We start from the raw sequence: 23,901 nt of genomic DNA, 5'->3' as shown, positions 1-23,901 counted from the left end.
CTTCGTCAAACCCGGCGCCGTGATCAAAAAAGCAGCCAAGATGGCTGCTTTTTATCTGCGACCTTACTCAGTCACTATCTTTATACCCGGAATGATCTCCTGGGTCTTGCGGCCTTTACGCTTCAGCCACATATAGAAACCAATCAGGGCGAAGACAAAGAAGCTTATCCAGGCGGTGGACTGCAATGGATGCTCGGCAAAAGTCGCGCCTTGGTAGACCACAGTGGCACTGCCGTAAGCCAGTGCAAAGGTCCAGGTAGCGGCAAAGGTAGCCCAGCGACTGCCAAACTCATTCACCAGTGCACCCATGGCGGCCACACAAGGGGTGTAGAGCAGAATAAACAGCAGATAGGAGAAGGCAGCCAATTGTCCGCTGAATCCTGCCTGCAGTGCACCGAATGTGGACTGATCAACCCCCTGCTCTTCGGCAGCCAGCGTCTTATCCTCAACATGGCCCACAGACAGCTTGAGCGGATCTTCCATCACTATGCCGAACAGGTTGGCCGGAATGGTCGCCAGCGCCTCGGAGAAGCTGTCCATCAATGGAGTAAGCTCGCCATCACCGCCATCAGCCGTGCTATACAGGCTATTGAGCGTACCCACCACCGCTTCTTTGGCGAAGATACCCGTTACTATCCCAACAGTGGCCGGCCAGTTGTCTTCCTCTATCCCCATGGGTGAAAACACCGGAGTGATCTTCTGACTGGCAACACTGAGCAGAGACTCCTGACTGTCTTCATGGCCAAAACTACCATCGACCCCTATGGCATTGATAAAGTTGAGCAGAGTCACTACAACCACAATTGTCTTGCCGGCACCGAGAATAAAGCTCTTGGTACGCTTACCTGTACGGGAAGCCACCGCTTTGAGCTTGGGCAGTTCATAGCTTGGCAGCTCCATCACTACGGCACTGCTGTTACCGGGCAGCAAGGTCTTGCGCAGCAGCAGGCCTGTGCCTATCGCAGCCAAAATACCGATAAGGTAGAGACCGAACACCAGATTCTGACCTGAATCAGGGAAAAAGGCCGCCGCAAACAAGGCGTATACCGGCAATCTGGCACCGCAGGACATAAAGGGCGCCATCATACCCGTGACAATACGTTCACGCTCACTGCCCAGTGTGCGGGTCGCCATGATGGCAGGCACAGAGCAGCCAAAACCGACAATCATGGGTACGAAGGCCTTGCCGGGCAAGCCGATACGGCGCATCAGGCCGTCAACCACAAAGGCGGCACGGGCCATATAGCCAGAGCCTTCCAGCACAGATAAAGCCAAAAACAGCGCCGCGATAACCGGAATAAAGGTCGATACCGTCTGAATACCCTGACCTATACCACCGGCCAGCAGAGTCACCAACCAGGCAGGAGCTCCTATATTGGTCAGCAAAGCCCCGAAATGATCGACAAACAGCGCGCCGGCACTGATATCGAAGAAGTCGATAAAGGCACTGCCCACGTTGATGGCAAACATGAACATCAGGTACATCACCAGCAAAAATACCGGAATACCCAACACAGGATGCAATACCAACTTATCGAGCCTGTCACTCAAGGTCAGCTGGCCGTCGGCATTGACCGACCCCTTGTATACACGCTCAACAAAGTCAAAACGTGTGGTGGCCACCATGATCTCTATGTCTTTGCCTTCCAGTGCCAGTTTATCCGTCACTCTGGAGACCTGTTCATCGAGCAAATTGTTCTGGCAAGAACCACAGCCCAAGCCATTGGCCAACATGGCCAGCGCCCGGCCCCGGCTTAATTGACTGTCGCTGCCCATAATGGCTGTGACACCGGTTTCAATGGTGGCGTCATATTGCAGCATCAAAGGCGACTCTGAAACCCGCCCTTCCAGCAGCTCTATCACCTGTTCCTTGACCCGCTCGACGTCTTTGGCTTCTCTTGAAGTCACGCCTATTACGGGGCAACCCAGCTCTCGACTCATGGCTTGGGTATCGACCCGAATGCCGCGCTTGACCGCCGCATCCATTTTGTTGAGCACCACAACCATGGGAATACCCAGCTCACGCAGTTGCACTGTCAGATACAGGTGACGTTCGATATTGGTGGCATCCACCAAGTTGATAATGCCATCTACTTTCTGGTTGGCCAGATACTGCTGGGCAATCTGCTCATCCAGCGAGCAATCACAGTTGCTACCGGCGGGAAGAAGATCGTAAATGCCGGGTAAATCGGTTAGAAAGACATCATCGCCATTAAGCGAAAAGTGGCCGGTCTTCTTCTCGACTGTCACCCCGGACCAGTTACCTACCTGTTGATTGGCACCTGTCAGGGCGTTGAACAATGTCGACTTACCGGCATTGGGATTACCGACAGTGACACAATGGAACTGCTTAGTCATTGGCCTTTTCCACCTCTATAATCTGTGCCAGATCCTGACGCATGCACAACTTGCTGCCGCGAATGTCCAATTCCAACCCGGATCCCATGGGAGCACGGCGGATCAAAGAAAAACAGGTATTGGGGGTGATCCCCATGGACAGGAGCTTGCGTTTGACCACTGCAGGCAGATCCAGATGGCCAACTTCGGAAATCATGGCGCGATCACCGGGTTTCAATTCACTTAACTTCATTGCCTCTACCACTGAAAACAGCATGCAAGCATGCGGGTAATGATTCGATTCTACCTGAAACAGTCAAATAAGAACTTTATCTGGATCAAGCTTTTCAACTGGTAACGATAATAGTTTTCAATTGTGTTGGCTATTATGGGACAAAAGCTAGCTGGAATAAACCGTTTAACTGCAAATAAAAGTAACTGAACCGCGGCTTTTTCTGCGGCGGATCCCAAATTCGAACAAAGACACACCATACCCAAAACGAGGCATGGATCACACTTTGTTGTTTTCTTTTTTAAATCAGCCTTCTTTACCCATAAGCATCATCAAAAAGTTATCGCTTTGTCACTTTTTTGCTCTATTCTTTAACATTAGCAATTCGGTAAATTACTGATGCATGCCTAATAACTATAAATCGGCAATGAACGCGCTCAGGATGGAATGATGAAAATGGATAACTCGAGTAAACCAAGCCTTTGGGGGTTGGGTTGCGCTCTCCCCTTATTGTTATTGTTGGCCTTCCCGGCCAAAGCTACCCCGTGGGACAACCAGGATCCGGCCGAAGTTGAAGCCACACTGGACAAGAAATTTGCCGAAGGCAAATACTCCCCCAAGGGTGCTGACAGCTGCCTGATGTGTCACAAAAAGAACCAGAAGGTAATGGCGCTTTTTGATGGTGTCCACGGCAATCCCAACCTCTCTCAATCTCCTATGGCCGATCTGCAATGCGAAGCCTGCCACGGCCCGATGGGGAAACACAACCGCGGCGGCAAGGAACCGATGATCACCTTTGGTGCCGACTCGCCGGTTCCGGCCGACAAGCAAAACAGCGTCTGCCTCAGTTGCCACCAGGATGAGCAGCGTCTGGGCTGGAGTGCCAGCCACCACGACACGGCTGGAGTTGCCTGTGCCAGTTGTCACCAGGTGCATACAGGCCAGGATCCCATCCAGAGCCGTGAAACCGAAGTCGCCGTTTGCAGCAGCTGTCACTCAGAGCAACGTGCCGACATTCACAAACGTTCCGCGCACCCGATACGCACAGAGCAAATGGTCTGCAGCGACTGCCACAATCCTCACGGCAGTCTGGGGGACGCCAGCCTGAAGCAGATGACGGTCAACGAAAACTGTTACAGCTGCCACGCCGAAAAGCGCGGGCCCAAGCTGTGGGAACACGCCCCGGTTACAGACAACTGCGCCAACTGTCACAACCCTCATGGCAGCGTCAACGAAGCTATGCTGTTGGCCAAACCGCCTCAGTTGTGTCAGCAATGCCATGCTTCCGACGGCCATGCAGCCAGAGCCTACTTCCCGGCCAATGAGCAAACCGGCTTGATGCCCAACGCCTATAACGCCGGCAACTCCTGTCTGAACTGCCACACCCAGGTGCATGGTTCCAACCATCCATCCGGCAAACTCTTGCAGCGATAAGGAGCTGAGTATGGTTATCGAGAAACAGACACAGATGAAACTATCACTGCTGGCGCTCACCATAGCCTGTGCACTGCAGCCGGCCTGGGCCGGTGGCTATTCGCTGCAACAGGCCAATCGCGCCGAGCTCAAGCAAGACAAGTGGAGTTGCGGCCAGTGCAAGTTGCCACAGGAAAGCCGCGGCACGCTCGAAGCCGGTGTGGCCTACAACGATGGCGACAATGCGGTGTTTGCCAATAGTAGTGGCACAGATGCCGATGGCGCCACGGGGCACCTTGGCGGCGATGTCGTCTTTTATGGTGAACAGGGTTACCGTACCCACATTGAAGCCGACAAACTGGGCTATGACACCGGCAGTGCCAGCCTGAGTACCGGAAGACCCGGCCAATTTGATATCCGTCTGGGTTATCGCGCCTTGGCCAACTTCGGCCCGGACAATGGCATGAGCCCCTATATCAATCAGGACAACAGACTGATGTTGCCGGACAACTGGCAAGCGGCTGCCCTCACCTCGCAAATGCCGGGACTTGATGACAGCCTGACAAGCCAGCGACTGGAAATGAAGCGGGATCGCTTCACCCTGGATGCCCATTACCTGGGAAGCTTTTATAAGGCGGGGCTCAATTACCGTCACGAGCAACGCGATGGCACCCGCCAAACCAACGGCAACTTTCTTACCAACTCCATGGCATTGGCCACCCGGGTGGATGACAGTACTGACGAGCTGGAAGCCAAACTCTATTTCAAAGGAAAGGGCTGGCTGGCCGGCTTCAATTCGACCCTGAGCCAATACAGCAACGACTATCAGGCACTCTATTGGGAAAACGCCTTCTTTCCCACATTCGGCGCCGCCTATAATGGCCAACTTGCCGACAATCCGGATAACAAGGCGCTGAGGGTCGGTGCCGATCTGCAGTTATCCGAGGCCGGACATCAAATATTGATGCACACGGCATTCACTCGCATGTCTCAGGATCAGGCGCTGTTACCGGCCACCATCAATGGTCCTTCACCCCAGTTGCCCGCAACCGATGGCGACATGCAGGTTGACGTGCTGGAACTCAAACTCAAGTATGCCGCCCGCCTCAGCAGAGGCTTGTCGGTTCGCGCCGGCTATGACTATCGCGACCGGGAAAACAAGACACAACTTAAAGAGTGGCCACAGGTGAGCAGTGACAGCTGGCACCAGGGCAGCGCCACGCCCGCGGCCTATGACCACACCCGCCAAAGAGCCGATATCGCCTTCAACTACCGTTTTACCCGCGCCCTGTCTCTTGACGCAGGTTACGAGTATGAACACCACAGCTATAGCGATCTGGCGCGCGAATCCCTGTTCCAATCCAGCGTGTTTGCCAAGCTGAACCTGCGTGCCAGCCGCGACTGGCAGTTGTGGTTCAAAGGTGAACTCAGTGAGCGCAGTGGCGGCAGTTATCAGGCATCCGAGCTGAGCCAAAGCCCCAATAATCCCTGGATGCGTCAGTATTGGTTGGCAGATCGCAAGCAAACCCTGTTGCGACTGCAAAACGATTACCGCTTCAGCGATGCCCTGTCGTTCAGCCTGGCGCTGAATCACAAGCAGCAAGACTATGATGAGACGCTTATCGGCCTGGATGAAGTCAGCAGTTGGGGCTATGGCCTCAGTGGCAACTATCAATTCTCAGCCCAGTTTGGCCTCAATGCCTGGCTCAATCAGGACTGGCAGGATACAGATCAAACCGGCTCAGCTTCTTTCGGCCCCAGCGGTTGGTACAGCCGTGCCAGCGACAGCAGCACTGTCGCCGGCTTCGGCATCTACTATAACGAGTTGCTGGATAAACAACTGGATCTGGGCTTCGACTGGCAATACTCAAAAGGCGAAAGCGACACAGATGTCAGCCAGGGGCTCACTCTGGATTACGGCGACTATTATTCACGCCGTCATACCTTCAACGCCTTTGCCAAGTATCACTTCAGCGACAAGATGGCATTGAGGCTGGATTGGTTGTTTGAACACTATCAGGACAGTGACTGGCTCAATCAGGGATTAACCCCGGATAGCATCCCCAACGTACTCAGCTTTGGAGATCTTGGCCAGGACTATAACGCCCACTATCTGGGGCTGACACTGAGTTACTCCCTATAAGAGCAAGAGGCGAAGAGCGATGTCAAAGGAATACACCCCAAAAACTCCCCTGTTTTACCTAGGCGCGCCCCTGCTGACCGCCATGTTGGCTCTCTCAGGTTGCGGTGGTGATGATGGCAACCCGGGAACCCCTGGCGAACCGGGCGGCGAGCCGGCGATGAATATCAGTAAGCTCAATATTGAGGTCAAGGAAACGGCTCTCGAAGAGGGCATTACCCGGGTAGATTACCGGGTCACCAATCAGGATGACGAGCCGGTAGTCGGTATCCCCTCCGGGCGCTTCATTGCCGCGCAGTTGTTGCCGGAAGGCAGCAGTGGGGCCGGGAACAGCAGTGAGTGGCAGTATTTCACCGCCGAGACCTGCTCCAGCAGCTGCCCTGGCACCTATGTTGACCATAAAAATGGCAACTACTCCTACAGTTTCAGTGCCCCTTTCGACGGGATGAATGAAATAGCTGAAATCGCCGGAGCCACTCACAGAGTAGTGATCAAACTCGGTGGTGATACCTTGGCCGATGGCACCGCATTGCCGGTAACCAATGACCATTACGACTGGCAGCCCCCTGGTGGTGCTCCGGCCTACAGCCGGAATATCGCTTCCATCGACACCTGTAACAGCTGTCACAATGACCTGGCGTTTCACGGCGGCAACTATAACCAGGTGGAAACCTGTGTTACCTGCCACAATGCCACTCGGGTCAGCAATCCGGAAAACATCTTCCCGCAAATGATCCACGCCAAACATCTGGCCGGATTCCCCAAACCCTTGTCCGACTGTCAGACCTGTCATAAAGAGGATGAAACCCTCAGCGAACAGCACAACTGGTTCCGGGTGCCAACCATGGAGTCCTGTGGCAGTTGTCATAACAATATCGACTTCATCAAAGGCGAAGGTCATCCGGCGCAAGCGGATAACAGCAATTGTGTCGCTTGCCACAATCCGGATTGGACCCGCGAAGTACATACCAATCAGGAGAACATGGCGGCCCTCGAGCAATTCAAGGCCGAGGTCACCAACGCCAGTGTCAGCGGCAGCAGTTTGAGCTTCTCGCTCAAGCTGAGTAACCCGCAGACAGGTGCAGCCTACAACGACAGCGCCGACAAGCAGGTGTTTGTCAACGATCTCAGGGTCTACGCCAACTGGGGCACCAGCTTTGATTACGCCACCCGCTCTGCCCGCTCAATTAGGGTGCATGAAGTGGTACCGCTGTCCGGCAGTGATGGTACCTATCAGTATCAGTTGGATGGACTGACCATTCCCGCCGGCAGTGAAGCCGATGCCGGTACCCTGGCGATTCAGGGCCGAGTCTGTGCCAGCCAAGGCATGCTGGTCGACTGCAGTGACAGCACCGCCAGTGTGCTGGTTATCAAGTCGAGCCATCAGTCATTCAACGCAGGCAGCCTCACCACGGTCGGACGGCGCCAGGTGGTCAGCAACGAAACCTGCGGCAGTTGCCATGGCGATCAACAGTTGAACTTCCACGGCTCTCGCAACGATTTGGCCGGCCAGTGCCAACTGTGCCACAACCCCAATATGCAGGCCGACGCCACTGCTGCCAATCCATCAGCGAGCAGCGCCGACTTCAAGCAGTTGATCCATGCGCTGCACTCGGCCAATTTTGAAGGGTTCGAGACGCTGCAATTCCCGGGGAACATAGGCAACTGTGCTCACTGCCACAGCAAAGATGAAAATGGCGTGCTGAGTATGGCACTGCCACTCAGTCCGGCGGTGCAACCCTTGAGTCTGGATGATGGCAGCTTCACCAGCCCCACGGCGGCAGTCTGCAGTAACTGCCACCAGAGCGATAGTGCCCGCAACCATATGACGCAACAGGGAGCCGTGTTCCAAGGCACCGAAGCGGATGCCAAGGCAGGAACAGAAAGCTGCGCCACCTGTCATGGTCAGGGCGGCATGGCCGATGTCACCAAGGTGCATCCTATCGCCCAGTAACAACAATAAGCCGCCCTTTAAGGGCGGCAATTACAGGAACGGGCCGGTCTTCAAAAGCTGGCTCAGTCGTGCAATCAAAGCAATGCAGGGAAATAATGATGAAAAGCTCAAGACTGGTTAAAGGGCATACCCGCCTGGCATTGGCCACTCTGATGTCGCTGACGCTCATGGCATGTGGCAGTGACGGTAAGGATGGCGAAGACGGCAAGGACGGCGTGATCGGAGTGAATATCGATGCCACTCCCACACTCAAGGTCAAGTTTACCGACGCCAAAGTGGAAGCAGGCAAGGTCACGGTCGACTTTATGTTGACCAATGCCAATGGTGTGGCTGTGCTGGGTCTGAACAAAGATTATGACCTCAGATTTGGTATCGCTCAGCTGACCCATGTGACCGAAACCATAGGTGAAGGAGAGGAAGCCAGAGAAGCCGATTGGGGATTCCAATGGCAAGCCTATATCAATAGCCTCAAACAACCGACAACGGTTCCCGACGGGGTGGATAACCTTAATCCGTCACCCCAGTATCAGGCCGGAGTCGAAGCCGCCAGCGCCTGCGAAACCTGTCTGGTGGACAATGGCGATGGCAGCTATAGCTATAGTTATCAGGTCAATATTGCCGAAGTCACAGAGCCGCTGGCCATAGCTTATGATGCCGATGCCACTCAAAGGGCCACACTGGAGCTGAAACTCCCCCAAGTTACCGCCAATGCCCATTATGATTGGCAACCCTCCAGCGGCAATACAGAAGGTATCCAGACCCGCAATGTGGTCACCATTGATGCCTGTTACACTTGTCACCAACCGGACAGCCTGGAGCTGCACGGCGGACGTCGAATAGCGCTGGAAAACTGCGCTTCCTGCCATACTGCGACTTCTGGAGATCCTGAGTCGGGTAACAGTGTGGAGTTCACCTATCTGATCCACGCCATTCACCGCGGCGCAGAACGGCATACCTATGATGCCGACGGCAATGAAGTGCCGGCGCCATACAAGATTGTCGGTTATGGCGGCAGCGTCCACGACTATGGTGTGGTCGGCTTCCCTCGTAAGCCAGCTTCAGACTGTAGCGTCTGTCACCAGGAAGGCAGTGGTGCTCCCGCCAATGCGGATCTGTTTAAGGCAGAGAAGAGCAATACCGCCTGTGTCGCCTGTCACACGGAAAAGCCTTCATCCCACCACTCCAGCACCGACTGTATGGCTTGCCACAACACTGACAATACCTATCACGGTACCGGCAGCGCAGCCAAGCGCCACGGTGATGTAATGCAAGCCTACACTCTGGCAGCCGAACTGAGCGTCAAGGTGTTGGAGGTCAGCAGCAACGCCGGCAAGATGACCTTTAAAGTGCAGGTGCTGGATAAAGACGGTAACGCCATGGATCAAAGCTTTATCGATCAGGGCAGCCGTATGATAGTCGGCTGGGATGTAGACAAGGACTACCCTGCCTATAACGAAGCCTCCTACAGCCAGCGCCGTATTCGTCTCAGTGAAGGAAGTTTTGACACCACCAGCAAGAGCTATACGCTGACTCCGGCGTTTGATATGCCGGCAAGTCCGGATGGCAAGAGCTTTGAAATCTGGTCGGCACTGGAAGCCTGCTTCAATAACGGCGGTTATGGTGTTGCCGATATTCAATTGACAGACTGCGCAACCGATGGTGTTCGCTCTGTGGCTATCCAGCAGGAGCCCTACCGCTTTGTCTGGGGTAACAATGGCGTCGACAGCGGTATGGATGCAGTGGCCCGCCGCGCCATCATAGATCCGACCAAGTGCCAAAGTTGTCATGGCAAGGAGATCCATCACTATGACAATGGCGTCAACTGCCAGACCTGCCATACACCGGATAAGACACTGCGTAATGACGCCGATTATCCCGGTGGCAAGATCCCCTCAAGCTTTGCCTGGAAGGCACACGAGCGTGAAGGCCACTTCCTCAAGTATGCAGGGCTCCAGTCCGGCACTGTGCTGAAAACCGATTGTGCCACCTGTCATGCCGAGTCTTCCGGCAGCGTCACAGGTATCACTCTGGGTCGTTCACCGGATCGTGTCTGGCGCTATGGTGACATCAGCAATAGCGGCGCGGATATCTGGGTATCCTCAGATGCAGGCTCCTGCTTGAGCTGCCACCAACAGTACCTCAGCGATGCGGCCAAATCGCATATTCAAGCCAACGGCGGTATTCTGGATGGCATGGATGAGACCGATGTCCGTAATCGTGCCAAAGAGGCCTGTGCCACCTGTCATACCCCGGCTCAGCTGATGACTGCACACGGCAATTAACTTGCGTTTTGCTACCAAAGGGAGGCATGTGCCTCCCTTTTTTATGCAGCAAAATTCGTTAAAAACTCTTTCAAAAAACACGTTTTTTTGATCAGGATTAACGTTTTTTGATCTAGCCGTATACCCCTAAAGAAATAGTCGGATCTTAATCACATAACCCATCTAAAGTGACTGCTTAATCCCCACCACTTGGGTAGCCTTAGCCTTGGAAAAATAATTCCACACACTTTCCATGGTTAATGAGATTTATTCTTATTTAACCTCTGGTTAGTGATGATTAAAATCACTTGCAGGGAAATATCATGATGAAACGGTTTAATTTCAATGCCGCGACTAAAGCGATGTTGGGTGCCGGTTTGCTGTCTCTGATGCTGGCCGGTTGTGGCAGCGACGGTAAGGATGGTGAGACTGGTAAGCCAGGTCCTGTCGGCACACCCATAAGCAAAGTCAACACGCTGAAATCCAAGATTAATTCAGCATCTGTAGACACCAACGGCTTCCTGACAATCAACTTCAGCTTGTCCGATGCCAACGGCGCCGCCGTCTTTGGTTTGAAAAACACTGACATAGGTGCAGTCTCCTTCGGCCGTGTCGGCAGCGAAGATGAGATTGAAGGCCTGACCAATGTAGAAGGCCAAGCGAGAGAGATCTGGCTGAGCTACTTCAACAAAGACAAAGGTGACGGCTTCTACACAGGTTCTTCCTACTTCCAGGGTAAAAACTGCGAAGACTGTCTGACCGACAATCAGGACGGCACCTATACACTGAAACTGAACAAAGCCATAGATACTCTGGGTAAATACGACTACAAGGCCGACATGGTCAATGGTATTTACCTGGGCATCAAAACAGCCAATGCGGCCAACGTTAACCTGGTTAACAACAGCTTCTTCTACTGGCAGCCCTCTTCCGATACCACTCAGGCCAAACCCAAGCCGGTTATCGCCGATGAAACCTGCCAAAGCTGTCACAGACCCGGTCATGCCGGTGAACTGGCCATGCACGGCGGCAAACACGTCACTCTGGAAAGCTGTACTTTCTGTCACACCGACTACAACAGCTACATGAAGGATGACAAGGACGAAAATGGCCAAGTGATCGGTAGCCATAAATTTGATGGTTCCATCAAGGCCATGGCGCACGAAGTGCACAGCCATGCCTTCTACAACGGCATTTTCCCGCAATCAGCCAGCAACTGTCAGACCTGTCACCAACCAGATGAAAACCTGGCGATGGCCGATGCCTGGAAAGCCGATCTGGATGCTGCAACCTGTCTGAGCTGCCACAACAGCCAGTATGCCGTACCTTCCTGGCACTGGGATGCAGAAAACAACCAGATTAAAGAAGACAAACTGAACTGTGTCTCCTGTCACAGCGATCCTGATGGCCATGGCCGAGGTGCCGAACGCGCCCACTACAGCAACAACGACAGTGCCCAATCTGCCAAGACCAGCGTTACTTTCAACAGCATGACTTATGATGAGGCCAGCAAGACCATTAAGGCCAACATGACTGTCAAGCACGGCGACACCAATGTGACACTGGCGCAGATTGACTCCAGCCCATACTCACACGGCGGAGACACCAGCGCCATCGTCTTCAACGGTGTGGTTAAAGACGATTTCCTGGTTAACTACCAAAAAGTTGGCTATCGCTATTTCAGTGAGGGCGCCGACGGCAGCATAGATGTCACCTTCAGCGATGGCGACTTCAAAGTAGCCGAAGTCATGGGTACGCCAGAGGTTAAAGTGGCCCTGAGCAGCCAGTTGCATGTCTGCTTCGATGGCAAAGGCGCTGTAGCCGACTGTAAGCCAGTCGAAGACGGTGTTATCCCTAACTCCGGTCCTTACGTGCCATCTGACACAGCCTACTTCAATGTGGATGGCAGCAAAGTCGACAAGACGCCAAGGGTTCAACATGCCGAAATGACAGCTTGTCAGCAGTGTCACACCACTGCCATCAAGCATCGTTTCTCCAACGACATCGACGGCTGTGCCTCCTGCCACAACGGTACCCGCGACAAGAAGGGTGACGGCTCATCCAACCTGGCGTACATAGTGCACTCCAAGCACTACCTGTATGACAGCTCTGGCAACGGCTTCTTCAAGAAGACAGACTGTCAGACCTGTCACGGTAAAGACGGCTTCTCACTGAAGAAAATTGCCGCCGATGCCGCGCCGGTTGCCTTCGGCAAGACTGAAGATGGCACAGAACAGACTCTGGTATCACCACAGACTGCCGCCTGCGCCAGCTGTCACCAGCCGCCATACGGCCTGAGTGAAACCACTATCAACCACATAGTGACCAATGGTGGTGTGATAGGTACAGGCCACGGTGTAGCTGCAAGTGATTATGACGCCCAGAAAGGCCAAGAAGCCTGTTCTACCTGTCATACTGATTCCCAGCTGTTGGAAGCTCACTCCAACTGGGGCTTCAGTCACTAAAATTTAACCCTAAAGAGAGGCTTCGGCCTCTCTTTTTTTATCTGCCAAATTGCCAAAATCGAATTAAAAAACAGCGTTTTTTTGATCGAGATTAAGTTTTCCCTACCAGCTCAAATACCTCTTTATAAATAGAAAGATCCAAGTCACACATTAACACCAGTCATGCAGCTTTTCGGCCCTGCTTGAGTTAGCCTTTTCGAGGGAAATCCTATTTCCGGTATCGGGTTAAGGGCCAATTACATAATCAATTTGGTTGAGATGACTCAGCCACTCCCTAAACCAGATACTTCCACTATTGCAGGGAACAAGATGATGAACGCACAAAAAACCAGAATCGCACTGCTGCTGGCAGCCAGTGCAGCTACTCTGGCCTTAGGTGGCTGTGGTGGCGATGATGGCAACGATGGTAATCCAGGTAACCCAGGCGGCGAGCCTGCAGGTGAAATCAAAGAGCTGCATTTCAGCTTTGAGCAAGCTGTTGTCAAAGGCGGTATCCCAACGGTTGAATTTACCGTGACCAACGAAGACGATATGCCTGTAGTTGGCCTGCAGAAGTTCCGCTTTGCCGCCGCTCAGTTGCTGCCGGAAGGTGCAACCGGTGCAGGTAATGCCTCTCAGTGGCAGTATTTCGGCAACGAAGACTGCACTGTTAGCAGCAGCTGCGCAGGTACTTTCGTTGACCACAAAAACGGTAGCTACAGCTACACCTTCAGCAAGACCTTGAATGAGCTGAGTAAAGACACTATCAGCTTCAACCCTGAGCTTGCCCAGCGGGTACTGCTGCGCGCTTACAATACGCCTCTGCCTGACGGCACTCTGATCCCCAACAGCAACGCCTTCGTCGACTTCAGTGCCGACTCTGGAGCCTCCGCGGCTTACAGCCGCAAGCTGGTGAGTACAGATAGCTGTAATACCTGTCACGGTGATTTAGCCAACGTCAAACACGGCGGCGCCTACTCAGATGTTAACTATTGCGCCACTTGCCACACCTCAGGCAAGGTGAAACCAGGCAATGAATTCAACGCCATGATCCATACCAAGCACAAGGATCTGGGCCTGGATGCGCTTAACAGCTGCCAATCCTGTCACAACGACACCAATGTCGAGTTGACGCCCGATTGGGGCAACTGGTCCAAAGTGCCTACAGCTGCAAGTTGCGGTAGCTGCCACAGCAACATAGATTTTGCTGCCGGTCAGGGCCACAGCCAACAAACCGACAACTCCAACTGTATCGCCTGTCACAACAGCAAGTGGACAGAAGAGCTGCACACAGGTGTAACCGGTGACAAACGTGCCGTTATCGCTCAGCGCGGTCTGGCAGCAGAACTGACCGGCAGCGCCGACAACAGTGCGACTCTGACTGTGACCCTGTTGGACAAGGCCGGCAATGCGCTGGATGCCAACAACGAACTGGCCAAGATCAAGCGTCTGGAAACCATCACCAACGTGGGCCCTAACTTCCCTGTCATGGGCTACAACGTCAGCCCAGGAAGCGGTAAAGCCAAGGTCGCCAAAGATCTGGTTAAAGACGGCCAGCTGCAGGACGCCGTGACTCTGGTTGACGGCAAGCTGCAATTCACCGTTCAGGACCTGCCTTTCGGTGCCGGTGATGCCGATACCGCCTTCAGCTTTATCGGTCTGGAAATGTGCAACCAAGGCAGCGAGCTCATCGCCTGTGCCGATGGCGTTGCCACTACCAGCATGAAAGCTCAACTGGCCTTCGGTACCAAATCAGGTGATGCACCTAGTCACCGTCATATCGACTCAGTGAACTTCGCTACCTGTCAGGGCTGTCACAGCGACACCTTCGAACTGCACAAAGGCCACCATGCCGGCTTTGTGATGACAGAGCAGCTGGGCCGCGAAGTAAACGGCAAGCTCACCGTCGGTGTTGATGGTTGTGTGGCCTGTCATACTCCAGATGGTACTTACGCCAGCGGTGCCAACAAAGGCGCATTGGAGATGAAACTGCACAAGACCCACATTGAAAAGGCTCACGGCCTGATCGGTGGCAACTGTTCAGCCTGTCACAACGACCTGAATCTTGATGCCTTCAAGAACAAGGGGGCTCTGGCAACCTCAGCAGGCATGTACACCACGCCTATCACTGCTACCTGTACTTCTTGTCACACTGTCGGTGGCGACTACATGGTACACACCAAGGAGCAACTGGAAGCCTACGGCGCTGTGGTAGATGGTGATTACACCGCTGCCAACCAGGCTGCGCAGCTGGAAACCTGTTTCTACTGCCACAAGCCAACCGCCGCAGATCACACTCAGGTGAAGATGTAATTTGCCCAGGCCGGGGGAGTCCCCTCCCCCGTCTTTCAAGGGTTTGGACAAATTAAGGATGCCTAATATGAGAATCAGCAAAAATATACCAACACTGCTAAGCGCCCTTTTGGCGACGGCAGTGTTATCTTTTGGTGTCACCCATGCGGCGCACGCCGCCAAGTGGGACGCCAAAATGAGCCCGGAAGAAGTGGAAGCTACCTTGGATCAGAAGTTTGCCGAAGGCAGCTACTCTCCCAAGGGTGCCGACTCCTGTCTGATGTGCCACAAGAAGTCAGAAAAAGTCATGGACCTGTTCAAAGGGGTTCACGGCGCCATCGACTCCAGCAAGAGTCCTATGGCCGGACTTCAGTGCGAAGCCTGTCACGGCCCCATGGGCAAACACAACCGTGGCGGTAACGAACCCATGATTACCTTCGGTAAGGGTTCTACCCTGGCGGCCGACAAGCAGAACAGCGTCTGTCTCTCCTGTCACAAGGATGACAAGCGTATGTCCTGGAACGGCGGTCACCACGACAACGCCGATGTTGCCTGTGCTTCTTGCCACAGCGTGCATACCGCCAAGGACCCTGTGCTCTCCAAGAACACTGAGATGGAAGTATGTACCAGCTGCCACACCAAGCAAAAGGCTGACATGAACAAGCGTTCCAGCCACCCGCTGAAGTGGGCACAGATGGTGTGCAGCGACTGTCACAACCCTCACGGCAGCACGACCGATGCCGATCTGAACAAGGCGTCAGTCAATGACACTTGTTACAGCTGCCATGCGGAGAAGCGCGGCCCAAAACTCTGGGAGCATGCACCCGTCACTGAGAATTGTGTCACTTGCCACAATCCCCACGGCAGTGTCAACGATGGCATGCTTAAGACCCGCGCTCCGCAACTGTGCCAACAGTGTCACGCCAGCGACGGCCACGCCAGCCGTGCTTATCTGGGTAACACAGGCATGGGTTCTCAGGTCAACGACAACGCCTTTACCGGTGGTCGCAGCTGTCTGAACTGTCACAGCCAGATCCATGGTTCAAACCATCCATCCGGCAAGTTGTTCCAACGCTAAGGAGGCGGGAAGATGAAATTCAAACTTAATTTGATCACCCTGGCTCTGCTGGCTCCTGCCAGTCTGGCGATGGCCGCCGACGGTTATGACCTGGCCAATGCCAATACCGAAAAGGTCAAGTTTTCGGCCTGGAGCTGTAAGGGTTGCGTCAGTGAAACCGGTGTATCCGGTACTATTGGTGCCGGAGTTGGCTATAACGACTCTGACGATATCCGCTCTGCCAACGCCTTTGCCGCCGAAGATGACTTTGCCGGCAAGGTGGATGCAGACCTGAACTATCGCGGTGAAAACGGCTATCGAGCCAGTATCGAAGCCGATAACCTGGGTATGGAAAACGGCCGGGTCGATATCAATGCCGGTAAACTCGGACAGTACAATATCAACCTGAACTACCGTCAGATCCACACCTATAAGACTGACTCTGCCATGAGTCCTTACCTGGGAATTGGCAGCGGCAACCTGACACTGCCGGCCAACTGGCAGACAGCCGGTGGCAGCAACGAGATGCCCATGCTGTATGACAGCCTGAGCCCACTGGAGCTGTCGCTCAAGCGCAAGCGCACAGGCCTGGGTCTTGAATATCAGGGTGAAGAGCTGTGGAGCACCTATGTCACCTATATGCGCGAAGAAAAAACCGGCCTGAAAACTGCGTCCGGCAGCTTCTTCAACCAGTCAATGATGCTGGCCGAGCCTGTGGACTACACCACAGATACCGTCGAGGCCGGGATTAAACTCAAGGGTGACAACTGGTTTACCGCACTCAACTACAATGGTTCATTCTTCAAGAATGATATCCAGACCTTGAGATTCGACAACGCTTTCAACCCAACCTTTGGTGCCCAAAGAGTGGGCTATATGAGCCTGGATCCGGATAACGAGTCTCACACTGTGACCTTGAGCGGCCAATTTGCCCAGAAAGGCGCCGTGGTCAGCGGCCGTTTGTTCGCCGGACAGATGACCCAGGATGAGGCCTTTATCACCTCGGGTTACGGCTATCAATTGCCGCAGGAATCCCTGGACGGCAAAGTCGATATCCTGGGGATGAACCTCAAGGCTGTCAAACGCGCCACCCGCAATCTGCGGATCAGCGGCAGTTATGATTACTACGACAGGGACAACCAAACCCAGATCCAGGAATGGACCCAGATCAGTATTAATAACGTCAGTGGTCGTGTGGCCTACAACACCCCTTATGACAACACCAGTCACAAGGCCAAGTTGGCCATGGATTACCGGATTGCCAACGGCATGAAGTTGGACGCAGGTTATGACTACCGTCGTGATGAACGCAGCTATCAGGACAGGGAAATCACCGACGAGAACAGCGTTTGGGCCCGTTTCAGTCTCAACAGCTTTGAACACTGGAATATGTGGATCAAGGGCAGCTATGGCAAGCGCGATGGCTCAGAGTACGAAGCATCTGAATGGACCTCTTCCGAGTCCAACAAGTTGCTGCGCAAATACAATCTGGCCGACCGCAAGCGCACTCAGGTTGAAGCCAGGGTGACTCACAGCCCTATCGACACCCTGACCCTGGATTTCGGTGCCCGCTATGCGCTGGATGACTACAACAACACGGTTATCGGTTTGACAGAATCCAAAGACCTCAGCTATGACGCCAGCATCAGCTATTTGCTGACAGACGATCTCAGCCTGAGCGCCTTCTACAACCATCAGACCATAGACTCAGATCAGGCCGGCAGCAGCAACTTCAGCACTGTCACCTGGACAGGAACCGTGGAAGACAAGGTGGATGTCATAGGTGCCGGTTTGGCCTACGACAACCTGCTGGAGAAGAAACTGCGTCTGGGGCTGGATTACACCTACTCTGACTCGGACTCCAGCACTCAGGTACGCCAAGGCATCACAGGCGACTATGGCGATTACTATGCCAAAGTGCACAACGTCAACCTCTATGCCCAGTATCAGGCTACTGAGAAAATGGCGCTGCGTCTTGACTACAAGATGGAGAAATACGAGGACAACGACGCAGGTAACGATATCGCCCCGGATGGTATCTGGAACCTGGTCAGCTTTGGTGACAACAGCCATGACTACACGGCTCACCTGATCATGCTGAGCGTCAACTACCGTCTGTAATTCTCGCTCTTAGCTCCCAAAAGCCCGCTTTTCGCGGGCTTTTTTATCTCTTCCCGCCTTCACCTCAAACCAACAAGCATTCGGTAAAATTCCTCTTGCCAGCGGCCCTTTTTGCAGCTTACACTGCAAAACGCTACATTTTTGTAACAAATATAACAATTAAGACTATATGACCTGAGGACAAAGGCATGAGAATCACTCATACACTACAAGGAATAGCCTTGCTCGCGGCCCTTTCCAGTACCAGCGTGCTGGCCGATGGCATTCGTGCCAGCCTGGAGATGAGCCAGCAGAGCTATAAGGCCAGTGATAACGTGTTGGTCACTGTGACCCTAACCAATGACGCCAACCAGCCGGTAAAACTGCTCAAGTGGTACACAGCCGCTGATGGAATGGAAGAATCCCTGTTCAAAGTCAATGCCGATGGCCTTGACCGTCACTATCTGGGCGCCCATTTCAAACGCCCGGCGCCCGGCAAACAGGACTATATCAAGCTCAAATCCGGTGAGAGTGTGTCCTATCAGGTAGAGTTGTCCTCACTTTACGACATGAGCAGCAGCGGCAACTACGAGATAAGCTATGATGTCAGTTCTTTGCAACTCTTCTCCCCCAACCCGGGCCAACAAAAGAAGCTGGCCCGCTTAGGGATAGAAGGGATACATTCAGATCCGGTCAGCTTCTATGTGGAAGGCCGTGAATTCAAGTCCGGCGCCAACAAGGGTAAACCCGGCAGTGGCGATGGCGGCACGGCGCCCGACGGTATCAGCTTTACCGGCCGTTGCAGCAATTCCCAACAGAGCGATATTCTGGCGGGGCTGGACGCCGCCCGCGCCATGGCGGCAGACAGCAAGCAATACCTCGCGAGCAACAACAACCCCTCAAGCTCGGTGCGTTATGCCACCTGGTTTGGCAGTTACAACAGCAGCCGCTGGAATAGCGTCAGCAGCAACTTCAGTGCCATAGACTCGGCCTTGAACAATCAGCCACTGACCTTCGATTGCAGCTGCAAGAAGAGCTATTACGCCTACGTTTACCCGACTCAACCCTACAAGATCTACATGTGTAACGCCTTCTGGAGCGCACCGGTATCGGGCACCGACTCCAAGGGCGGCACCATAGTCCATGAAATGAGTCACTTCAATGTGGTGGCGGGAACCGATGACATTGTGTACGGCCAAAGTGGCGCCAAATCGCTGGCCCTGAGTAATCCTGCCCAGGCGATTCAAAATGCCGACAGCCACGAATACTTTGCTGAAAACACCCCCTTTCAAAACTAAGGAAGCTTCAGCAGATTAATTTACCTTTCGTGGGCCGGCTCCCCCGGCCCACCTCCCTGTTACCTTGTGAGCTTGGGCGGACGGAACTGCCCCTTTTTTCCTCATAGTCTCAGAGCCATCCCATAACGGCCATCAAGAACTTGCAAGCCTTTCGCCTTTAAGCCAATGTAAGGCGCAGCCTTTATGATGAGAATCTATTGATGAAGTTGAAATATCCTTGTGCCTTGGTCGCCCTTTTTCCGCTATCGGCCATGGCCGCACAACCCGACGGTTTAATGGCCGGGGTGTTTACCATACTGGTGCTGGGTGGTTTTACTTTGGTTAACCTGCTACTGCAGCTGGTTTTTTACTTCAACGGCCAATATAGCCGCCCTGGGTTTGTCCGCAGCCATATCTATTGGGCCTTACCCATTCCGCTCATGACCCTGTTACTTGTATTCTGGGATCATGCTTCTATTGCCGATCTCAGTATGAACTTCGGCCTGGTGTTGATAGCCGTGGCGCTGGCGTTGTTGCCACTACAACTGAAAAACTCGGCCAAGGTCGCCGGGCCTCAGGCCGGTTGGCGCTTGCTGGCAACCTCTGCCTTATTGTTGCTGCTGGCCAATATCATCTGGCCGCTGGCTATACCGGCAATGCTTATCGCCTGGAGTGCTCCTGATTGGCAGCAGTGTAAAGAAAACGGCTTTAAGCTCAGCCGGATAGTGTTGCTGCTGGCGGCGCTGGGGCTGACATTGTATGAAGGCTTTCAGGCCTGGCAACATTTTTTCGGTGCCTGATTTTCGGAGCCTAGTTTTCGAAGCCTGATTTTCGGAACTTAAGTAGGGTCTGATATCCATCAAAAACCAGGAAATATAATGAAAACTGCCGCTCTGCCCAGTGATTTTCCGCTACTCGATGAGGTGCGAGCCTGCACCCTGTGCCGGGATAAACTGCCGCTACCGCCCAAGCCGATACTGCAGGCCCACCCTGACGCCAGGATTTTAATCGCGGGGCAAGCGCCCGGCAGGATAACCCATGAGCGTGGCCTGCCCTTTGACGATGCCAGCGGCGACCGGCTAAGGCAGTGGCTGGGGGTGAGCCGCGAACAGTTTTATGACCCCAGGCGGTTTGCCGTCATTCCCATGGGATTTTGCTATCCGGGAACGGTTGAAAAACAGGGTCGCAAACAGGGTGATATGCCGCCGAGGCCAGAATGCTCAGCCACCTGGCACCCAAGGCTTTTTGCCGCCTTGCCCAATATTGAGCTGACACTGATCCTCGGCAAATACGCCATGGCCTGGCACCTCAAGGGCAGCCCGCTGGCCAAGGCGTCCGTCGGTACCGCCGTGGCAGAAGCTGATTCGCTGTGGCCGACAAAACTGGTGCTGCCTCACCCGAGTCCGCGTAATCGCCTCTGGTTCAAACAGCACCCCGAATTTGAGCAAAACCTGTTACCCAGGCTCAGGCAGAGAGTCGCCGAGTTATTGGCACATTAGGGTCTGTTGACCCTTGAAGATGGTTTTTGCAGCTTTTGTCGTTTTTTATACCAAACAACGACAAATGCTACCCAAAGGGCTCGGCTAGACGCGCTTTACTCTTTGTTGCAAGGTATTTACCTAGGCCCCTAAGCTGCATACCTTGCGTCGCGATTAAAACGCGTCTAGTACGAGCAAAATTCAACCATGAAAGGTCAACAGACCCTAGAGGCTCGCATGTATTTTCTCGACGCCGCGACCGCGCAGCAGATAGTGGATCGCACCATGAATATCATCGACCACAATATCAATGTGATGAACAGTCAAGGGGTGATCCTCGGCTCCGGCGACAAGCAGCGACTCAACAGTGTCCATGAGGGCGCCCTTCTGGCCATAGCCCAAAACCGCACTGTAGTGATAGATGAAGGCAGTCGCCACAGCCTGCACGGTGTCAAACCCGGGGTCAACCTGCCGCTGCATTATCACGGCAAGATAATCGGCGTTGTCGGCATTACCGGTAATCCGGCGGAGCTGTTGCGCTATGGTGAGCTGTTGAAAATGACCGCCGAAATGATGGTCGAGCAAGCCAACTCTCTCGAGCTGGATCTCTGGCATAAACGCCAGCGGGAAGAATTTATTCTGCAACTGCTGAAACGGGACAATTATAGCGAAAGCGATTTTTGTGCCTGGGCCGCCCAGCTGCAGATAGATCTGCAAAAACCCAGAGTTGCTGCCGTGATAGAGCTCGCCAAAGGCGAAAGCAAGGCCACAGATCTCAAGGAAATCCAGCGCTTGCTCGAGTATCCCCAAAGGGACAACCTGGTGGCCATGACCGCCATGGATCAGTTGGTGATCCTCAAACCCGCCTTTCTCGATGGTCGCAGTTGGGATCCGGCGCTTGAGGATCTGCGAATCGAGAAACTGCTTGCCCGTTTGCCGGCCGACACCCAGGGCCGGCTCAAAATCGCGCTGGGGCATTTCTTCCCTGGTGAAGGCGGTATTAGGCGCTCATTTCATACCGCGCTGGAAACCCTGAGATTGGGAAAGAAACGGGCGCCGGAAAAGACCAAATACCTCTATCAGGATCACGCGCTGGCGGTATTGCTGGCCGGACTGGTCGATAGCTGGCGCGGTCAGGAGCTGGCAGCGCCTTTTCGCAAACTGCAGCAGCATGACAAAAAGGGCCTGCTGACCCGCACTCTCAGCGCCTATCTGCAACACTTCGGCGACCAACAACAGTGTGCCAAGGCACTGTTTATTCATCGTAATACCCTGAGATACCGCCTGGAGCGTATCAGTGAAATCACCGGCATAGAGCTGCAAAGCCTGGATGGATTGCTGCAACTCTACCTGGGAGAAGTCCTCAGCCGCCTGGAACACAAATAATTGTGCACACGCACAAAAAACTACCCTCTTTCAGGGGGGAATTCCGTATTTTCCCCTAAAGCCATCACGGCGCGGCAACTGGGATAATAATCGCCAGCCCGCCTTCGCGCCGGCGCCCCAACCCTACACAAATAACGACCCAATAAGGGACACTTATGAGCCTGGTACTAGTACTATTGGCGGTGATCATCTTTATTGTTATCGCCACCTCAACATTTAAACTACACCCTTTCTTGACGCTGCTGCTGGCGTCATTTATCGCCGCCTTCGGATTCGGCCTGCCCGCCGGGGAAATCGCCAAAACCATCAGTGGTGGTTTTGGAGGTATTCTTGGTTACATAGGGCTGGTGATAGTCCTGGGAACCATCATAGGCACAGTGCTGGAAAAGAGCGGCGCGGCCATCACCATGGCCGATGTGGTCATCAAGGTGCTCGGGCAGCGTTTCCCGACCCTGACCATGTCCATCATAGGTTATATCGTTTCCATCCCGGTGTTTTGTGACTCGGGCTTTGTGATCCTCAACAGCCTGAAACAGTCTCTGGCCAACAGAATGCAGGTTTCCAGCGTTGCCATGAGCGTTGCCCTGGCCACCGGCCTCTATGCTACCCACACCTTTGTGCCGCCGACTCCCGGCCCGATTGCCGCCGCCGGTAACCTGCAACTGGAAGCCAGTCTGGGGCTGGTGATTGCCGTCGGTATCCTGGTTTCTGCCGTTGCCGCCTTCGCTGGTTTGCTCTGGGCCAACCGCTTTATGAACACTGAGCCGGATGGCGAAGGCGCCGAAGAGCTCAAGGCTTCTGCCGAAGAATTTGAAACACTCAAGGCTGCTTATGGCAAACTGCCAAGCCCCTTGGCGGCGTTCTCACCTATTTTTGTTCCTATTTTGCTGATCTGCCTTGGCTCTATCGCCGCCTTCCCCTCCAAGCCCATGGGTGAAGGCATGCTGTTCAGCCTGTTCCATTTCCTCGGCCAACCGCTCAATGCCTTGATGATAGGCCTGGGACTGTCACTCTTGCTGCTCAAGGGCGACAACAAGGTCAAAGAGTTTTCCGATCGTATCTCACAGGGCCTGGCTGTTGCCGCCCCCATACTGCTGATTACCGGGGCCGGCGGCGCTTTTGGCGCTGTGATCAAAGCCACGCCTATCGGTGACTTTATCGGTACTTCACTGTCAGCTCTGGGTATAGGTATCTTTATGCCCTTCCTGGTGGCGGCGGCACTGAAGTCGGCTCAAGGCTCCTCCACAGTGGCGCTGGTAGCCACTTCGGCTCTGGTGGCCCCCATGTTGGGTGATATCGGCCTTGGCAGCGAAATGGGCCGGGTGCTGACCGTCATGGCCATAGGCGCCGGAGCCATGACAGTGTCCCACGCCAACGACAGCTTCTTCTGGGTAGTCACTCAGTTCAGCCGTATGAGCGTAGCCCAGGCCTATCGGGCTCAGACTATGGCGACCCTAATTCAGGGGATCACCGCCATCATCTTCGTCTGGCTGCTTAGCCTGGTTCTGCTCTAAACTCTTCCCTTGCTGC

General features: G+C 54.0%; 15 protein-coding genes. 13 read left to right on the top strand and 2 right to left on the bottom strand.

The features are described from left to right. Window positions 1–63 precede the first annotated feature (63 nt). Entirely contained in the window at window positions 64–2,358 is a 2,295-nt protein-coding gene (gene feoB / locus ACWAU4_RS08825; RefSeq protein ID WP_093983284.1) for a Fe(2+) transporter permease subunit FeoB, read from the bottom strand. Then, complete coding sequence (locus tag ACWAU4_RS08820; protein WP_025010714.1) at window positions 2,351–2,590, bottom strand: FeoA family protein; 240 nt, start codon at window positions 2,588–2,590, stop codon at window positions 2,351–2,353. Before ACWAU4_RS08820 ends, feoB begins: the two co-directional genes overlap by 8 nt. 429 nt (window positions 2,591–3,019) lie before the next feature. On the opposite strand from ACWAU4_RS08820, the gene ACWAU4_RS08815 reads away from it, so the two are divergent. The 13 genes from ACWAU4_RS08815 to ACWAU4_RS08755 all read left to right on the top strand — a co-directional run bounded on the left by ACWAU4_RS08815 (window position 3,020) and on the right by ACWAU4_RS08755 (window position 23,885). Next, window positions 3,020–4,003 (top strand): DmsE family decaheme c-type cytochrome, encoded by a 984-nt coding sequence (locus ACWAU4_RS08815; protein WP_145838819.1) that lies wholly within the window; start codon window positions 3,020–3,022, stop codon window positions 4,001–4,003. A gap of 10 nt (window positions 4,004–4,013) precedes the next feature. After that, on the top strand, window positions 4,014–6,125 hold the full coding sequence (locus ACWAU4_RS08810) for an MtrB/PioB family decaheme-associated outer membrane protein (RefSeq protein WP_208125754.1): 2,112 nt from the start codon (window positions 4,014–4,016) through the stop codon (window positions 6,123–6,125). Window positions 6,126–6,144: 19 nt separating this feature from the next. Continuing rightward, the gene (locus tag ACWAU4_RS08805) at window positions 6,145–8,076 is read left to right on the top strand and encodes an OmcA/MtrC family decaheme c-type cytochrome (RefSeq protein ID WP_208125753.1); all 1,932 of its coding nucleotides are present in this window, start codon (window positions 6,145–6,147) and stop codon (window positions 8,074–8,076) included. Window positions 8,077–8,171: 95 nt separating this feature from the next. Then, window positions 8,172–10,358: an OmcA/MtrC family decaheme c-type cytochrome gene (locus ACWAU4_RS08800; protein WP_454290544.1), complete on the top strand. Its 2,187-nt coding sequence runs from the start codon at window positions 8,172–8,174 to the stop codon at window positions 10,356–10,358. A 302-nt stretch (window positions 10,359–10,660) separates the two neighbouring features. Beyond that, window positions 10,661–12,802 carry an OmcA/MtrC family decaheme c-type cytochrome gene (locus ACWAU4_RS08795; RefSeq protein ID WP_454290543.1) on the top strand — a complete coding sequence of 714 codons (2,142 nt, stop codon included), beginning with the start codon at window positions 10,661–10,663 and terminating at the stop codon, window positions 12,800–12,802. Window positions 12,803–13,111: 309 nt separating this feature from the next. After that, window positions 13,112–15,094 (top strand): multiheme c-type cytochrome, encoded by a 1,983-nt coding sequence (locus ACWAU4_RS08790; RefSeq protein ID WP_156019913.1) that lies wholly within the window; start codon window positions 13,112–13,114, stop codon window positions 15,092–15,094. 67 nt (window positions 15,095–15,161) lie between these two features. Continuing rightward, window positions 15,162–16,151 (top strand): DmsE family decaheme c-type cytochrome, encoded by a 990-nt coding sequence (locus ACWAU4_RS08785; protein ID WP_093983290.1) that lies wholly within the window; start codon window positions 15,162–15,164, stop codon window positions 16,149–16,151. Window positions 16,152–16,163: 12 nt separating this feature from the next. After that, window positions 16,164–18,251, top strand: a complete 2,088-nt coding sequence (locus ACWAU4_RS08780; protein ID WP_044734224.1) for an MtrB/PioB family decaheme-associated outer membrane protein — start codon at window positions 16,164–16,166, stop codon at window positions 18,249–18,251. 188 nt (window positions 18,252–18,439) lie between these two features. Beyond that, window positions 18,440–19,528 (top strand): M35 family metallo-endopeptidase, encoded by a 1,089-nt coding sequence (locus ACWAU4_RS08775; RefSeq protein ID WP_208125751.1) that lies wholly within the window; start codon window positions 18,440–18,442, stop codon window positions 19,526–19,528. Between the two features lie 200 nt (window positions 19,529–19,728). Then, complete coding sequence (locus tag ACWAU4_RS08770) at window positions 19,729–20,307, top strand: hypothetical protein (RefSeq protein WP_208125750.1); 579 nt, start codon at window positions 19,729–19,731, stop codon at window positions 20,305–20,307. A gap of 78 nt (window positions 20,308–20,385) precedes the next feature. Continuing rightward, the gene (locus ACWAU4_RS08765; protein ID WP_144132163.1) at window positions 20,386–21,006 is read left to right on the top strand and encodes a uracil-DNA glycosylase family protein; all 621 of its coding nucleotides are present in this window, start codon (window positions 20,386–20,388) and stop codon (window positions 21,004–21,006) included. 216 nt (window positions 21,007–21,222) lie between these two features. Further along, complete coding sequence (locus ACWAU4_RS08760) at window positions 21,223–22,371, top strand: sugar diacid recognition domain-containing protein (protein WP_107353362.1); 1,149 nt, start codon at window positions 21,223–21,225, stop codon at window positions 22,369–22,371. 155 nt (window positions 22,372–22,526) lie between these two features. Next, window positions 22,527–23,885 (top strand): GntP family permease, encoded by a 1,359-nt coding sequence (locus ACWAU4_RS08755; protein ID WP_025886739.1) that lies wholly within the window; start codon window positions 22,527–22,529, stop codon window positions 23,883–23,885. The last annotated feature ends 16 nt before the right edge of the window (window positions 23,886–23,901 follow it).

This window comes from Shewanella sp. FeAMO (assembly GCF_053653955.1).
This window is presented reverse-complemented; position numbering and strand designations above follow the sequence as displayed.

What these genes read in the sequence shown, in the direction of transcription:
- feoB (WP_093983284.1), bottom strand. Translation starts at nt 2,358, where the DNA reads ATGACTAAGCAGTTCCATTGTGTCACTGTCGGTAATCCCAATGCCGGT.
- ACWAU4_RS08820 (WP_025010714.1), bottom strand. Translation starts at nt 2,590, where the DNA reads ATGAAGTTAAGTGAATTGAAACCCGGTGATCGCGCCATGATTTCCGAA.
- ACWAU4_RS08815 (WP_145838819.1), top strand. Translation starts at nt 3,020, where the DNA reads ATGAAAATGGATAACTCGAGTAAACCAAGCCTTTGGGGGTTGGGTTGC.
- ACWAU4_RS08810 (WP_208125754.1), top strand. Translation starts at nt 4,014, where the DNA reads ATGGTTATCGAGAAACAGACACAGATGAAACTATCACTGCTGGCGCTC.
- ACWAU4_RS08805 (WP_208125753.1), top strand. Translation starts at nt 6,145, where the DNA reads ATGTCAAAGGAATACACCCCAAAAACTCCCCTGTTTTACCTAGGCGCG.
- ACWAU4_RS08800 (WP_454290544.1), top strand. Translation starts at nt 8,172, where the DNA reads ATGATGAAAAGCTCAAGACTGGTTAAAGGGCATACCCGCCTGGCATTG.
- ACWAU4_RS08795 (WP_454290543.1), top strand. Translation starts at nt 10,661, where the DNA reads ATGATGAAACGGTTTAATTTCAATGCCGCGACTAAAGCGATGTTGGGT.
- ACWAU4_RS08790 (WP_156019913.1), top strand. Translation starts at nt 13,112, where the DNA reads ATGATGAACGCACAAAAAACCAGAATCGCACTGCTGCTGGCAGCCAGT.
- ACWAU4_RS08785 (WP_093983290.1), top strand. Translation starts at nt 15,162, where the DNA reads ATGAGAATCAGCAAAAATATACCAACACTGCTAAGCGCCCTTTTGGCG.
- ACWAU4_RS08780 (WP_044734224.1), top strand. Translation starts at nt 16,164, where the DNA reads ATGAAATTCAAACTTAATTTGATCACCCTGGCTCTGCTGGCTCCTGCC.
- ACWAU4_RS08775 (WP_208125751.1), top strand. Translation starts at nt 18,440, where the DNA reads ATGAGAATCACTCATACACTACAAGGAATAGCCTTGCTCGCGGCCCTT.
- ACWAU4_RS08770 (WP_208125750.1), top strand. Translation starts at nt 19,729, where the DNA reads ATGAAGTTGAAATATCCTTGTGCCTTGGTCGCCCTTTTTCCGCTATCG.
- ACWAU4_RS08765 (WP_144132163.1), top strand. Translation starts at nt 20,386, where the DNA reads ATGAAAACTGCCGCTCTGCCCAGTGATTTTCCGCTACTCGATGAGGTG.
- ACWAU4_RS08760 (WP_107353362.1), top strand. Translation starts at nt 21,223, where the DNA reads ATGTATTTTCTCGACGCCGCGACCGCGCAGCAGATAGTGGATCGCACC.
- ACWAU4_RS08755 (WP_025886739.1), top strand. Translation starts at nt 22,527, where the DNA reads ATGAGCCTGGTACTAGTACTATTGGCGGTGATCATCTTTATTGTTATC.